A 14679-nucleotide genomic window follows, 5' to 3' on the forward strand; every position below is an offset into this window, starting at 1 on the left:
GGGCACTATCTAGGCGATTCGTTCACACTCAAGCGGTTCAAGGACGCATTTATCGCGCCCGAACTTCTCGACTACTTGAGCTACGAACAATGGAAGGTCAAGGGCTCCAAGGACATGGCCCAGCGCTGTCGCGAAAAGGCAAAAGCAATTATTGAAAGTTATGAACCTCCGCCATTGGATGCTGCGGTCCGAGAAGAATTGGACACGTTCGTTGCAAAGCGCCAGGAGCAGATTTCACCTAGTTTGGCCTGACCCCGGCGCTACACAGAGTTCTTGCTCGAGCCTGATTTCCTCCTCCCAAGCGTTCGGGCCTAGGCCTGTCGGCACCCGCAGGTTGGGTGCCGACAGGGTGATAAACCCAGCTTATAGTGAGTTTGGACATGTCCGACGATGGTATCATCCTTTCCGAGCTTTCCGACGACGAGTTGGTGCAGCAGATGCACGACGACCTTTATGACGGATTGAAGGAAGAAATCGAAGCGGGCACCACGATCCTTCTCGAGCGCGGCTGGATTCCCTACAAAGTGCTGACAGAGGCGTTGGTCGAAGGCATGCGCATCGTCGGCGAGGACTTTCGCGATGGCATCCTGTTCGTGCCGGAAGTGCTGCTCTCGGCTAATGCCATGAAGGCCGGCATGTTCATCCTGCGGCCGCTGCTTGCCGCGACCGGCGCGCCGAAGCAGGGCAAAATGGTCATCGGCACCGTCAAGGGCGACATCCATGACATCGGTAAGAACCTCGTCGGTATGATGATGGAAGGCGCTGGCTTTGAAATCATCGACCTCGGGATCAACAATTCGGTCGAGAAGTATATGACGGCCATGGAAGAGCATAAGCCAGACATCATCGGCATGTCGGCGCTGCTGACCACGACCATGCCCTACATGAAGGTCATCATCGACACGATGAAGGAAAAGGGCATTCGCGACGAATACGTCGTGCTCGTCGGCGGCGCGCCGCTCAATGAGGAATTCGGCAAGGCTGTCGGCGCCGATGCCTATTGCCGCGATGCGGCCGTGGCGGTTGAGACAGCCAAGGATTTCATGAGGCGTAAGCACAATGTTCGCGGTGAGCAGTGACATCGGAAGCTTGAAGCCAACCATTTTTGAACACAAATGAATGTGCACTCTAAGCTCGCATTTGTGGGTGCGGCCGTTTTTAGCGCCGACGGCGTCGGCGAGCGAGGACCGCTGAGCCTTGCTATCCTACTCCTCCCCGGCTTCTCGCACTTAGCGCTTGGGGCTTTTATCGACCCCCTGCATGCGGCTAATTCGTTGGCGGGGAGGGAGGTTTTTTGCTGGACGGTGCTAAGCCTTGACGGCAAGCCCGTTTCGAGCTCGAGTGGAATACAGGTTGGGACCGCTGCCGACCCTGCAGATCTTGTTACCTATGGTCGAGAATTCGATCAGGTCGTAGTCGTCGCGGGTGAGTCACTTGATTTCCGAAAATTTCCTCAGATCAGTCCCTTTTTACGCAGCATTGCTCGACGTAAGATCAATATAACGGCCATTGGCACCGCGACTTGGCTGCTCGCACAGGCGGGACTGCTGAAAGACACCAAGTGTACTATCCACTGGTCACGTCTGGCGGCATTTTCAGAAACGTTCAAGGAATCTAACGTTTGCAACGCCTTATTCGTGATGGACGGGCAATTTTTGACATGTGCCGGCGAACTTGCTGCGTTCGATCTCGCGCTCGATCTTGTCGCCCGTCGTGCCGACGTGAAGGTCTCTCGGGAGGTGTGCCGCTATGCCACTGCGGTGAGCTATCGTTCCGGTGGCGATCGTCAGACTAGCCCCGCGGGTCTTGCGGTCGCAGGGGCGAGCAGCAAATTGGCTGCAGCGCTCGTGCTTATGGAGGACAATATCGAGCATCCGCTCAATCTCGCGAAGCTCGCAGCACGATGCCAGATTTCCACTCGACAGCTAGAACGCCTTTTTCTTGAACACGTCGGTACTTCCCCGTCTAGGCACTATAAACGCATTAGGCTCGAACACGCTCGACGACTCATAGAGGGAACGAATTTGAGCCTCACGGAAGTAGCTATTGCATGTGGCTTCCAGTCGGCTTCGCATTTCTCAAAGTGCTTCAGGGAATTGCATGGGGCTGCCCCTAGCGACTGGCGGTGATTTTGCATGAGGTTATGAACTCCCTGCAGATGATCGAAGCTCCTTAGACTGAGACAAAACCCACGCGAGAAGCTTCTTCGTTTTTTCGCTCTGGCCAATCCGGTCATTAGCGACCAGGAAGAAGGCCCGATCCGTGTTGATTTGCTCAGCCAGCGGGCGGATCAGGCTTCGGTTCTTAAGATGGTATTGATTGGTAAGTGACCAGCCAAGCGCTACGCCTTCTCCTGACAAGGCTGCCTGAAAAGCCAACTGATAATCATTGAAAACTATGTCAGTCCGAATTTGGCTGGGATCTCCGCCTGCAAGCTCGATCCATTCCGACCAGCTCATGCGCTTGCGAAAAGCGTCGGACGAATGAATCAATTGGTGATGATTGAGATCGTCGACGCTTTGCAGCTGCGGATGTGCTGCCAAGTAAGCCGGCGAGCACACGGGGAAGATGATCTCATCGCATATGAACCAAGTGTTGCTACGGTCAAAATTCCGCCTCCGCACCCAAATCGTCACGTCTATCTCTTGATCGGGCTCCATGTCCCTATCGGTAGCAACGATTTTAATCCTAATATCGGGATGCTCTTGCTGAAAGTGATATACCTGCGGCGCCAGCCAATGTGCGGCAAGCGAAGTCGACGCTGCAAAACTTAGATACTTCGTTCCTCGCTCTGAGATGTTCTCAAGGGTTTGCTCAATTCGCCGAAAACCGGTGCGCACCTCGCCGAAAAGCTCGACGCCAGCTTCCGTCAGTCTTACGCCGCGATTATCTCGCGCGAAAAGTATCACTTTACAGTGTTTCTCCAGCGTCTTTATTGCAAGCGACACGCTTGGCTGTGTGACGTTCAACTCCATTGCTGCGCGCTTGAAGCTGAGATTGCGGGCTGCAGCTTCGAACACAAACAGGGAGTGCGTAGACGGAACCAGAGATCGGAGTTTTGACATAAGACACGCCTATATCAGACAGTGTCTTTTCGGTCTACGCCCATTCTCGGCCGCGTGCTTTAGTCATCGTGTAAAAGTTTTGGGCGGTGTTTCGGCGCGAGATTGCACTGCCCGCCACTAGCGTAGCGGGATCACTGTGACTTCATTAAATATAAGGACCGTGATTCAAGCTCCAAATCCTGAGCCAACCGTCTCCGGTTGGTATAGTACCTCCGGGCCTGAATTGGATTTGCTGCCACAGCGCGGCGATGTTTCGTGTGACTGCCTGGTGATTGGCGCGGGGTGGATGGGCCTGCATGCGGCTCGCCGTTACGCTGAACTCAACCCGGACTCTTCCGTTGTGCTGGTTGATGCCGGTCGCATTGGTAACAACGCATCAGGTCGATGCATGGGCTTTGTGATCGACCTTGCCCACAATCCGCGCAAGCGTGATTTCCTGGAGGACATCAAGGGCAACAATGAAGAGCTGTTCGTCAACCTGGAGGGAATCGCGTATATCCGAACTGCAGTAGCAGAGCATGGAGTTGATTGCGACTGGGACCCTCAAGGGAAATTTCACTCCGCAGCTACGGATCATGGGGTCAGGGACCTTAGGAAATTCGCGGCCGCGCTCGACAGGCTAGGGCAAAACTACAGCTGGGTCGAGAAGCCGGATATGCAAGCTATGACCGGTAGCAGGCGCTACATCAAGGCGCTCCACCATCCCGGCACGATTCTTCTTCAGCCAGCCAAATATCTGAAGAACGCCACGCGTCGTCTACCCGCAAACGTGACGGTCCATGAGAACACCCCGATTACAGCGGTGCAATTCGGCGGTCCCAAGCAAATATGTGAAACACCAGTTGGCAAAATCTCAGCGGCAAAGGTCATTATCTGCGCGGCGGGCCATCTCACCAAATTTGGGTTCTTCGAGAATCGAGCGATACCGCTTTTCACTTTCGCCAGCATGACGCGCCAGCTCACCCAGGCCGAACTGGCCCAGGTTGGCAATCGGCAGGCATATGGGCTGATCCCGGCCAACAGTTTTGGCACGACAGTTCGGCGTACGCCGGACAACAGGCTGTTTCTCAGAAACGTGTACGCTTATGCGACTGATTTCATGACGTCGACCCAAGATGTTATGAGGGCTCGCGTCCAGCAGCAAATTGCGTTCGACCGCCGCTGGCCCAGCCTTTCTTCGATGGGTTTCGAGGCTAGCTGGGGTGGCATGCTAACCCTTGCTCAGAACGGCGGCATGGTTTTTGGCGAGCTGTCGAACAATGTCTTCGGCGCCGCGTTCTGCAATGGAACAGGCGTGGCAAGAGGCGCCGCCTTCGGGAAGGCTGTGGCGGAACTCGCGGCCGGCCAGACTTCGCCTGTGATAGATATCCTTCAGCGGAGGGCTGTCCCGAGCAAGCCCTATCCCAAGCTGATCACGGCATTGGGCGTTCGGTTCATGACTGCGTTGCGCTTCAGGCAGGCGGGTGCAGAGGTCTAGTGGCTCCAAAAGGTTGAGACGAGAGATGGCTGATCTCAGTGGTATAAACCTGGCGATGCAAACGCCGTTCGACGACAGGGGCGACATAGACTATCGCACCTTCGATGAACTCATTGAAAAATATGTTGACGCCGGCGTACATGGTTTGGTTCTTGGCGCTGGAACGGGGCAGCATCCCTACCTGGCCGAGGCAGAGTGCAACCGGCTCTATGCAATCGGAGCGAAGCGCATCGCCGGCCGTTGCAAGGTGATCTGCCAGACCTCCGCGCTAAATGTCGACGAAGTTGTGCGCCGCTCGCGGCACGCAGAATCGGTAGGAGCCGATGCGCTGATGATCCTTCCACCTTATCTTGAAGGCCCTTCGGATGACGACGGCCTTTATGACTTCTACAAAGAACTGGATGGGGCAGTCGGCGTGGACATCGTTGGATACAACATACCCCAGGCAACGGGCATCGCGGTTTCGCCCGGGCTGTTCGAACGCCTCGGTGGGCTTAAGAACTTCAATTACATCAAGGATAGTGCGGGAGACCTTACAGTCCATCAGGAATTTCTAGAGACAAAAGGTGCGGTGCTCAACGGTTGCGACACGACGACACTCTATGCCCTTATGGCAGGCGCCAAGGGCGTCATTTGGGGCGCTGCCAACTATATGCCGCACGAAGCCGTGCGGCTGTACAATCTGGTGAACGAAAAAAAATACGGAGACGCGATCTCCCTTTGGCAACGAATGCTGCCGTCCCTGCTTTTCGTGTGGAGAGCTGCCTATGTGCCGTCGGTGTTGAAGGCCGCGCAGATCCGTGGCTACGGTACGGGGAACGTCCGCAAGCCACTGAGAAAACTTTCCACAGATCAGGAGACTCTTCTGCGCCGCTCCCTTGAGCCATTAGCAGTTTAGCTCGTAGCGAGATGCCGTGAAGATTATGCATGTGGGTGCGAGTGGTGTTATCGGCAGAGCCGTAGCCGCTGAACTCGGCAAACGGCACGAGATAGTCACAGCCAGTCGAAACTACGGCCACTTCCAGGTCGATATTGGGAGTTCATCTTCGATCACTCGTCTGTTCAACCAGACTGGTCATTTCGACTGCCTGATATGCACGGCAGGCGCGGTCCATTTTTCGCCGCTTCAAGAGTTCTCTGCCGGGCAATACTTGGTTGGCTTGAAAAGCAAACTGATGGGGCAGGTCAATCTTGTCAGGTCGGGGGAAGTATCTTCGCGACGGCGGTTCGTTCACGCTGACCTCAGGACTCACGAATGAGGATCTTCAGCGATGGTCAATGGCGCCCTTGAAGGGTTTGTCCGCAGCGCGGCAATCGAGCTTCAGAGCGACCGGCGAATCAACCTAGTGAGCCCCACGATGCTCGATGAGTCATCACCGCTCTTTTGTTGGTACTAAGCCAGTGGCAACGAGTGACGTGGTGCTCGCATTTGTCAAGAGCGTCGAGGGGCGGCAAACCGGCCGCGTGTATCGGGTCGGTTGGTCTCGAGAGCGTTGACCAAAACTAAGAGCAGTCAGCGGAGCGCGCGATGCAGGGCGAATTCTACACCGACGACCGATGGCTGGAAACTCGATGGCCGCGCGCCTGACCGCGCTCATAGACGAAAGACAGGCAAAGCGAAAGAAGGTGCCATCACGAAAATCGACGATCACACCGTCAAACTAACGCTGACCTAGCCCGATGTCATCGCTGGGTTTGCCGATTGCCCCGCCTTGATAGTCCATCGCGACTTCGAAAAGAACGGCTCGAATCTCTTGGCTCACCCCGTCGGCACGGGCCCATTCGAACTGGTGTCCTGGGACGCTGGACAAAAGGTAGTGCTGAAACGTCGAAAGATGGGAGCTGGTGGGCGGTGAACCGTATTTGGACGAAGTCCAGTTGATTGATTATGGCGCCGACACGCCCGTTGTTCTCAGCGCTTTCGAGTCGGGGGAAATAGATGCGAATACCAGACGTATGCAAATAAAGTGGATGAATATGATAAGATGGGTCTGGCAAAGAGTGACGCGACCACATCCACAACTCTCGTGTGCCGAACACGTCCGGTCAGTTTCGTCAAGTACGTGGTTGGCCTGAATAGACGTTCCATCTGATCTTCGCTTTGCCCGTGAAATGCCGCATCGCGTCGATGGCAGTCCCGATCGCCGAGCCTGTATCGTTGGTGTATGACGGATTAAAAACGTCGGAAAAAAGACCCGTTTCGAACCAGCAGCGATTCCATTCGCAATTCAATCCGCACCCGCCGGAAACCAGCAGAGGGTAGCCCTTTGTCAGTTTTTCTCGAAGCCGTTAAACGAATCGAAGATGACGTCCGAAACTCGCCTTGCGAGGTTGGTGAACTTCTGTTGGGTCACGCCAATGTTATAGTAGGGCGAGTTCCGCAGATCCTCCTTGGCCATCGGATGCACATCGCTTGGAAGCAGAAAATCCGATTAGCGCTGCTCGTCCCGGATCAGGCGATCCGGTCTGTCCGTAGGCGCAAAGCGCCATCAGCTTTGCCGGCGTCTTCGAAACGCGTTGGTCCTTTGGGCAGGAGGAATAAAGGAAAACAAACTTGTCACCAGCATTCGCCATCACTTTTCCCCGATGCACGACCTGCAGGTTTTCATCGATTTCGTAGAAATCGCCTCACCAACCTTCCCAGATCAACATAACAGGGCTCCGGCGGGGAATGGCGACATACCGTAGGAGCCCCAGAGATGGGAGCGCTCGTGCGTCGAGGAATAGAAATGCACCTTCTGGCCGAAATGATCCTCTTGAGACAACCTCCGAGCCCTGAGCTATGCCGTAGTAGCCTACCGCGTCCGAGCCGAATCCGGCGGCTGCTTGTTTTTGCTCTTCCGTTTTGCGGCGGTGCTCGCGCCGATGAGGCCGCCAAATTCACGGTCGATTTTCCACCTGCGCGCGTCCGCCAGTGCGAGCTCAAGGACAAGGTAGACGAGATCTGGTCCGCCCATTGTGGCCAACGACGCCGACGTCGTTGAATCGCCTCGTGACTAACCGGGAAAATAACGGCGCAGTCTTTGCGGACGAAGGAGCCTTTGAGCTTTGAAACATCCCGCCGTGATGGCGAGCTTGGCTACGAAGCGCATCAGCCCGGATACAACTGATGAGGTAACGGGCCCCGGTGCAGCGGCCAGACTTTCGGTCGGGTCGGGTCCTCCCTCACAATGTGGGTGTGAGCGGCGCCATGGCCGAGTGTCTGCATAGTCGATGGCGGGCAAGACCCGCGGATGCTCATCTCGACATCACTTCTCGACTGTAGAAGCTTGCGCGCGGTCAGCAATGGCCGGTTGGCTCGTCATCGACACGCATCGTTTGGCTTATGCTACGCCTATGGTTACCGTTCCGTTTTCTCTGTCCCGGCGTTCGTCAAGCTGTTTTCATTTTACATCTGCTCCTCCGTCAATTGTCGCTTTGGCGTTGGTTGTCCGGCAATGGAACGGCGTTCCTTTGGTCGGCCGGCGGCACACCAAGCGGACGGTCGCTCTCATCTCACCCGTCTCTTGCCGGGACTTCCGCCGCAGCGGATACGAATGATCTGCTTACTGGACTCACGTGGGCAGGCACGCTCTTCTGCCAACATCCGGCGCGCAAGCGCAACACGTGCTTTGGCGATGCCACGGTCTTGGCGACACCCATGGCCCACGCCTTCATCGACGACCAAAGACCCTGGTCACGTCTCAGAGTGATCTGCGCAGCAACGTAGAGCATGTGGCGCGTGTGGCGATCACCCATCTTGCTGATCCTTCCCGACAGGTCGATTTCGCCCGAGGTAACGGCGCGGCGTAAGACCGAATGCGCGCCGACATCGCGCGAACGACGGAACCGGGCAGGATCATCGACGCTCGCCCTGAACGACAGCGCAACGTGTGGTCCCACACCCGGCATCGTCATCAGCAGCTTGCAAAGTTTGTCCCGTCGCGCCAGCGATATGATGCGGCGATCGAATATGGTTCGCTGGGGCAAGAGCTCAGCGCGTGCAACCGGCAGCGGTTCGATCGTCAGCATGACCGTCGCATGCTCGCCAACCCGTTCACGCACTTCCTTCTCGAATAGTCGCTGCCCAAGAGGGAGCGATATGCCGTCGCAGCGCAGCAGTCCACGGACGACATTCTCGATCCGGATAAGCTGATCCTGCAGGGTGCTACGAGCCGTAAACAGAGCACCAAGGCGCTGCGCATATTCCGACTTCACCCAGACGGGTCGATATGCGTTCATGCGCATCAGGCGTGCGATGCCGCGCGCATCATTGCGATCCGACTTGTTGCGCAAGCTCCCGCAGCGAGTTATCGCCGTGCTTCTCGGCAAGGTCGAGCGCGCTTTTCTGAAGAAGTGGACGTTGGGACCGTTGCAGAAGTCTCCTGCTACGTTGATAATCTGCGCGGCGTGTCCCGACGTCGCGGTCACCAGCGGCGAGGTCAACGAGGGGCAGATGATCCAGCGGCGGATGCGGCCTCATCGGCGCAAGCACCGCTGGAAAGAAAGAGAGCGGGACCAGAAGTGAAAAAGATAGTTGTAAATACGGTACAACCCTACTTATACGTCATTTAACGAAAACTTAACTATGCGGCATTCATCAGCGGTACAGCCTGTGTTAATTGCAAGGTCACGCATTTAGTTGATGACGTGCGCTGCACATTAACGCTTGGCGCAGCTGTTGGATCGCATCGGAGGGTCCCTTGGCTCAAATATTCCTTTGTCTTAACCAGATTGGGCACAACTCTGTTCGGCTACAGAAATCGCCGCAATGACCCATTCCAAGAAGATCGTTATCATTACTGGCGCAACGTCGGGGATAGGGGAGGCCGTCGCAGAGGCCTTTGCCGCGATAGGGGCCTCAGTCATATTGGTCGGCCGCGATAGAGAGCGGGGCAAACGAACCTTGGAGGCGGTTCAGAAACTCAACTGTCCGGCCGAATTGATGCTGGGCGACGTAGCTGACTCCGCATTCGCCGACCAGGTAATTGATTTTGCCGTAGAGCGATTTGGAAAGGTCAGCGTTCTGGTTAACAGCGCCGGTACCATCCGGCGTGGAAGTGTCCTTGAGACCACGGATGATGATTGGCGTGAGACATTCGAGGCCAATGTCAGTGGTGTGTTCTACTTTAGCCGCGCGGCGGTTAAGGCTATGGGGAGGACCGGGGGCGGCAGCATTGTCAACATAGCCTCGAATGTTGGGCTGGTTGGCTGTTCCGGGCTAGCCGCTTACTGTTCGTCGAAGGGCGCGGTCGTTCTGCTGACGCGTGCCATGGCCCTTGATCACGCTAAAGAGCAAATCAGCATCAATGCCGTCTGCCCTGGTGCCGTTGATACGCCCATGCTCGTATCGGCTCATAGGAAGCCGGTTAGCCCCGAGGAAATCCTTCAAAGGAATGTTGATGCGATACCCCAGGGGCGCGTTGCTACTCCCAAAGAAATAGCGAGCTTGACGCTGTACCTCGCGAGCGAGGAAGCTCGGCACATCACGGGGGTCGCTCTTCCGATAGATGGCGGCCTCACTGCAGGATAGGGTAAGCGGCATCAAAGTTCATGTGACCGTGGCAATCGACGCATTGGACCGCGAGAAGCTCGCTGATGAAAGAGCGATGGTTGTTGTCGGCGATTTGTTTGACGAGAGTACCGTGGCGGACTTGGATCACCATCCTCGCTGCCGACACTCCACCCTCAGGCCCCACCGCTCCGAGTCGCGGAACCCCGCAAAGGCCGAGAATTCAACGATGGCAGAGCGATACGCCGTAAAACGAGACTATCGAAATAGTTCAACATCGTCAGCCCGATGCCGAGTTGGCGCGCGCAAATTGCTGGCGCAGGCGATCCCAATTCCGAGATGCGGGAGTTGAAGCTGTCGGCTGGCAGGCCCCCCGAGCGGACGATCCAGACTGGGAAACGGGCGATGTCCGAAATCCGAGTGAGGCACCGGAACCGCGGCGCCCACTTGGCACGAATTTTGAAGCCTTCGTTGCGACAAGGCGAGAGCCGCCAACCGGCATTCGTATGACGCGTAACCACTGGATGGGGGGAAAAGGAAATTTAAGGGGCTGCGTCATGTCGCAAAACGCACCGTCAATCCAACACCTCCCAACAGGCCTTTGATCCTTTGGGATTGAGCCAATAAACCACGAATTCCGGCGCAAGAGGAGCGACTTTTTGCGTATCTAGAAATGCAATGTCAAGCTTCGCTCCGCGCCGTAGGGCATTGGTAAGAAAGGAACAGGTCATGCCGCCTCCATATTTAAAACAAAACAGCCGGAATCCTTGAAAATGTCATCGTTTTCGATCGTGAACCGCAAAATCGATCCAACCAGAGGGGCTAAGGATTTGAAGCCGGATGGTAGCATTGATAACAATGATCGAGTGGAGATCGAACCAACGGATGTCGCCTTTGTCGAGTGGTGCGCGCTGGGTTTGATACCGCCGAATCTGGAGCGGATGCGGAGAACGCGGCTGGACCGAATCGTTCAGCAACTCTGTCAGCGAGATTATGCGGGTGTTCTGTACTACGACGCGCTCAACATTCGTTATGCGACTGACCCTCGAATATGCAGATCTGGACAATGCACAATCCCTCCCCAGCCGTCTTCGTATCGGCGGACGGATATGTCGTTCCTTTGGGACTTCCACGCTGCAGCCACGTGTCGAACTACCAGCCGCTCATCAGTGAGGTTCGGGATGGCGGTGCTGTTCATAGAGTTTGGCGAAGGCGACTTCGAATAGGTGTCGAGGAAGGTCTGCTGGTAGATGCGTCCGACCCCCTTCATGTTGCCGACGTAGAAGGCGTCCTGGCCGCCGCAATAGCCGGGCATTCACTCTCGAACTCACCATGCGCCTCCTTGTCCAGCTTGGCCTTTCAGCGCCGGGGATTGGCTCTCGGTGAGCACGATACGTACTGGGCGACCTTGGCCTCCAGCGCCTTCAGCCGCTTCTGCTCCGAGCCGTTTTTGCAGACGAGTTCAGGCGGCCACGGCGGTGTTGTTTATTTTCAGCATCGTGACCGCCGAAATGTGTCACGCGGGCCGGAACGCTCGTTTTGGCAAAACCTTCGAAACATCCTTTTCATCCGCCAAAGCCCGCTCTATGATCGTTCGGTCACCGCAGGGACGCATCCGTCGCGGGCTGTTTCTTCCCGGGCGAAGCCCATCTCGACCGTCCATCAGTTTCGGGTCGGGTTTGACGGGGGTCGGCGGGATCATCACCGCAAAGGCGACGATCCTTTATCGTCTCCAGATCGTGACGCGGCTACACCCCGCGGACGCCTGACGGCGAGACCGAGTGGCCGAGCTTGCGTTGCGCATTTCGTTGGCGATGCGGGTCTGCCCATAGGCGGGATACTCCAGCGTCAGCTCGAGGATGATTGCCTCGACCTCGGGCGGCGTGCGGTTGGCCAACAGCGGCTTCCTGCGCGTCAGTTCCTGCAGCGCCAGTTCGCCGCCGGTCTCGTAAAGCTCCTTGAAACGGTAAAAGCTGTCGCGCGAATAGCCCATCATCCTACAGGCTTGGCTGACATTGCCGAGCTGTTTGGCCAGCTCCAGCAGCCCCACCTTGGCGCGGATGATCTTTGGTCCTTGGTCCAGTGTCCTTTCCAACGCCGAGGCCGGGCGCTGCGAACCCTGACCACTCCGCGCCCGGCCTCGGCTCAAGCTTCAGCCTAGTACTACAGTTGCGGATGTCTGCGCCGTTTGTAGTGACAGATGGTGGCCGCGGCCTGATGTCGTCGTCGCCATAGCGACCAGGCGATGATGAAGGGATTTTGTGTCGGCGGGAAGATGAGGATCCGGGCGAGGAGATAGCGGATCTCGGGGACACTCGGGACGAGCGCAGTCATCCGAATCAGGCGGCGATTGGCTCCTTTGGACTCGTTTCGTTCGGTTTGCTCCATGCGCTGCGGCGAAGATCAGCCGATAGCTTGGAGAGCAACGCCAGGGCGGCCATGCACAGGCTCATGTGGCGATGCCATCCGTGCCAGGACCGAGCCTCGCAATGATCAAGTCCGAGATCATCCTTGGCGCGCTCAAAGCACTCCTCGACCGCCCAGCGTAGGCCGGCCACTGCCGCCAGTTCGGCCAAGGAGGAACCGGGCGGGGCGAAGACCAAGTAGTAGGCTTTTTCTGCGGATGTCGATCGCTTGCGGCGGACCAGAAGCCAATGCTCGAAGCCGTCTTTTGACGTCCAAGGGCGGCGGATGCGTGCCCAGTCGTAGAGCCGAGGCCCTTTGGCGCCTTCACCTGCCGCATGACAGACCCACTCCTCGGGCGCGAGCTCGCTGGCCAGTTCCTCGGGCGAGGCTCCCTCAAACCGACGATCCCCTCCACGGCGCATGAAGTGAGCGCCTCGAACCGCCAGGACATAGGGCTGCTCGCGAGCTTCCAGCATCCGGCGAAGGCTACTGTCGGCCCCGTAGACAGCGTCGCCAAGAACGTAAGCACATGGGACGCCGGCATCGAGCGCCGCCTCGACCATGGCGCGCGCCATCTTTGGCTTGGTCGCAAATTCGACCGTCTCCGGGATCGACGCCTTGGCACATCGCGCCCGATCCTTTGTCCAGCTCTCCGGCAGGTAAAGGCGACGATCGACCAGCGCTTGACCGTAGCGACTCGCGTAAGCCAAGAACACGCCGATCTGGCTGTTCTCGATCCGACCCGCCGTTCCCGAGTATTGACGCGCAACACCGGCGGAACGATCGCCCTTCTTCACAAATCCCGTCTCGTCGACGATCAGGACGCCATCCTCATCGCCCAACGCCTCCACTACATAATCGCGAACCTCGTCTCGCAGCCGATCCGCGTCCCACTGGCTGCGCCCCAATAGCGACTGCATCCGATAGGGTCGCCCCGCTCCGGACTGCTCAGCCATCAGCCAGCCCGTCTTGCGCTCAATGCCGGAAAGAAGGCCGTCAAGGAAATCTGCGCCCGTCTCTCGCAGCTCACGACGAGGAAGCACCCGCCCAACCCGCGCCTTCAGCGCTGCGAGCTCCTGCTCCCAAGCCAACAATGACCCCGACCACGAAGCGACAGACATGGCTCCCTCCATAACCTGTCGAATGGAATCAGAAAATCAAATGATCCGCAACTGTAGTACTAGGACACCGTCTGTCAGATAAACTTTAAACTTTTACAATTACGGCGAGGCTGTACTCAGTGGCCAGTGATGACTGGCGCTCCACGCCACCGATCGAGGCGCTTTATAGTCGGCCTACTTAAGGGAGACTTAGCTTGGCAGTGCGGCCACCATCCACGACGAAGATCTGGCCAGTGACGAATTCAGCTTCGTACGAGGCAATCCATGCGACCATAGCCGCGACTTCCTCAACACGGCCGGTTCGACCCAACGGATGAATGGCCCCCAACCGGCCCCGCGCTTGCTCAGGCAACGCGGCGACGAAATTGACGTTGAGATCCGTATCGATCCAGCCAGGAGCCACGCCATTGCAACGCACTCCGTCTGGCCCGCCGTCGATCGCCACGGCCCGCGTCAGCCCATGCAGCCCTGCCTTCGAGGCACAATAGGCAGCGTGCCTGGGATTGGACGCTAATCCTTCTATAGAGCCAATATTGACGATGGCGCCGTGGCTTCTGCGAAGATGGGGCATCGCGTGACAGATCAGCAGGAAAGGAGCATCAAGGTTAAGCGCCATTGTGCGTCGCCACTCCTCCAGCCCCGTCTCATCTACCGTCGCTTCAATCATGCGTCCGGCGTTGTTGACAAGAATATCGAGCCGTCCGGCTTTGTGAATGATATCGTCAATGACGATGGCCGGAACTGCGGGGTCCGAAAGGTCCGCGACTATCGATTCTACGCGGTCGGCCTGCTCAAGCTGAACAGCGAATACTCTGGCCCCCTCGCCAGCAAGCCTGTCGGCGATTGCGGCCCCAATGCCGCTGCTGGCACCCGTTACCAACGCGATCTTTCCGGCGAAGCGGGTCATGCGACAGCCTTCCCGTTCACCTCAACAAGGGTGTTGCCAAATCGCGTGGAGACCAACTGCGCTCCGTCTCGATCCGATCGGCAGTGAGCACCCGATACGCGGGACAATCCCGCGAGACAGTCTGCAAAGCAAGCAGGGATCGTGGTCATAGCCGCTCCTCTGTTGGTGCGTTGGCCTTGTTGGTTACCCGGAAAACCCAATAGTGCGCGTCC

13 protein-coding genes and 2 pseudogenes are annotated in these 14679 nt (G+C 57.2%); 8 read left to right on the top strand and 7 right to left on the bottom strand.

All coding sequences use genetic code 11. The features are described 5' to 3' along the window. From AC0L14_RS33880 to AC0L14_RS33890, 3 genes are all read left to right on the top strand, one after another. Positions 1 to 252, top strand: a 252-nt coding sequence (locus AC0L14_RS33880; protein ID WP_473752130.1) for a trimethylamine methyltransferase family protein, incomplete at its 5' end; no start/stop codon positions are given. Positions 253 to 380: 128 nt separating this feature from the next. After that, positions 381 to 1079 (top strand): corrinoid protein, encoded by a 699-nt coding sequence (locus AC0L14_RS33885; RefSeq protein ID WP_473752131.1) that lies wholly within the window; start codon positions 381 to 383, stop codon positions 1077 to 1079. A gap of 36 nt (positions 1080 to 1115) precedes the next feature. Continuing rightward, complete coding sequence (locus AC0L14_RS33890; protein WP_473752132.1) at positions 1116 to 2129, top strand: GlxA family transcriptional regulator; 1014 nt, start codon at positions 1116 to 1118, stop codon at positions 2127 to 2129. Between the two features lie 12 nt (positions 2130 to 2141). Here AC0L14_RS33890 and AC0L14_RS33895 read toward each other — a convergent pair whose 3' ends face one another. After that, positions 2142 to 3065 (bottom strand): LysR substrate-binding domain-containing protein, encoded by a 924-nt coding sequence (locus AC0L14_RS33895; RefSeq protein ID WP_473752133.1) that lies wholly within the window; start codon positions 3063 to 3065, stop codon positions 2142 to 2144. A gap of 160 nt (positions 3066 to 3225) precedes the next feature. On the opposite strand from AC0L14_RS33895, the gene AC0L14_RS33900 reads away from it, so the two are divergent. From AC0L14_RS33900 to AC0L14_RS33915, 4 genes are all read left to right on the top strand, one after another. Then, positions 3226 to 4542 (top strand): NAD(P)/FAD-dependent oxidoreductase, encoded by a 1317-nt coding sequence (locus AC0L14_RS33900; RefSeq protein ID WP_473752134.1) that lies wholly within the window; start codon positions 3226 to 3228, stop codon positions 4540 to 4542. Between the two features lie 25 nt (positions 4543 to 4567). Continuing rightward, on the top strand, positions 4568 to 5440 hold the full coding sequence (locus AC0L14_RS33905) for a dihydrodipicolinate synthase family protein (RefSeq protein ID WP_473752135.1): 873 nt from the start codon (positions 4568 to 4570) through the stop codon (positions 5438 to 5440). 25 nt (positions 5441 to 5465) lie between these two features. Next, on the top strand, positions 5466 to 5801 hold the full coding sequence (locus tag AC0L14_RS33910) for an NAD-dependent epimerase/dehydratase family protein (RefSeq protein WP_473752142.1): 336 nt from the start codon (positions 5466 to 5468) through the stop codon (positions 5799 to 5801). Positions 5802 to 6254: 453 nt separating this feature from the next. Further along, positions 6255 to 6398 (top strand): hypothetical protein, encoded by a 144-nt coding sequence (locus tag AC0L14_RS33915; protein ID WP_473752136.1) that lies wholly within the window; start codon positions 6255 to 6257, stop codon positions 6396 to 6398. Positions 6399 to 6597: 199 nt separating this feature from the next. Here AC0L14_RS33915 and AC0L14_RS33920 read toward each other — a convergent pair whose 3' ends face one another. Both AC0L14_RS33920 and AC0L14_RS33925 read right to left on the bottom strand, forming a co-directional pair. Next, a complete protein-coding gene (locus tag AC0L14_RS33920) occupies positions 6598 to 6774 on the bottom strand; it encodes a carbamoyltransferase N-terminal domain-containing protein (RefSeq protein ID WP_473752137.1) in 177 nt (58 codons plus the stop codon). Positions 6775 to 8037: 1263 nt separating this feature from the next. Next, complete coding sequence (locus AC0L14_RS33925; RefSeq protein WP_473752138.1) at positions 8038 to 8967, bottom strand: transposase; 930 nt, start codon at positions 8965 to 8967, stop codon at positions 8038 to 8040. Positions 8968 to 9292: 325 nt separating this feature from the next. On the opposite strand from AC0L14_RS33925, the gene AC0L14_RS33930 reads away from it, so the two are divergent. After that, on the top strand, positions 9293 to 10054 hold the full coding sequence (locus AC0L14_RS33930) for an SDR family NAD(P)-dependent oxidoreductase (RefSeq protein ID WP_473752139.1): 762 nt from the start codon (positions 9293 to 9295) through the stop codon (positions 10052 to 10054). 1175 nt (positions 10055 to 11229) lie between these two features. Here the strand turns inward: AC0L14_RS33930 and AC0L14_RS33935 are convergent. From AC0L14_RS33935 to AC0L14_RS33950, 4 genes and pseudogenes are all read right to left on the bottom strand, one after another. Further along, positions 11230 to 11470 (bottom strand): annotated as a pseudogene (locus tag AC0L14_RS33935) (IS481 family transposase); the annotation flags it as partial. Positions 11471 to 11784: 314 nt separating this feature from the next. Further along, positions 11785 to 12116, bottom strand: a pseudogene (locus AC0L14_RS33940) (helix-turn-helix domain-containing protein); the annotation flags it as partial. A 256-nt stretch (positions 12117 to 12372) separates the two neighbouring features. After that, positions 12373 to 13560 carry an IS701 family transposase gene (locus AC0L14_RS33945; RefSeq protein ID WP_473752140.1) on the bottom strand — a complete coding sequence of 396 codons (1188 nt, stop codon included), beginning with the start codon at positions 13558 to 13560 and terminating at the stop codon, positions 12373 to 12375. Positions 13561 to 13738: 178 nt separating this feature from the next. Continuing rightward, entirely contained in the window at positions 13739 to 14467 is a 729-nt protein-coding gene (locus AC0L14_RS33950) for an SDR family NAD(P)-dependent oxidoreductase (RefSeq protein ID WP_473752141.1), read from the bottom strand. Positions 14468 to 14679: the final 212 nt, after the last annotated feature.

It is taken from the genome of Mesorhizobium sp. WSM4841 (assembly GCF_055811515.1).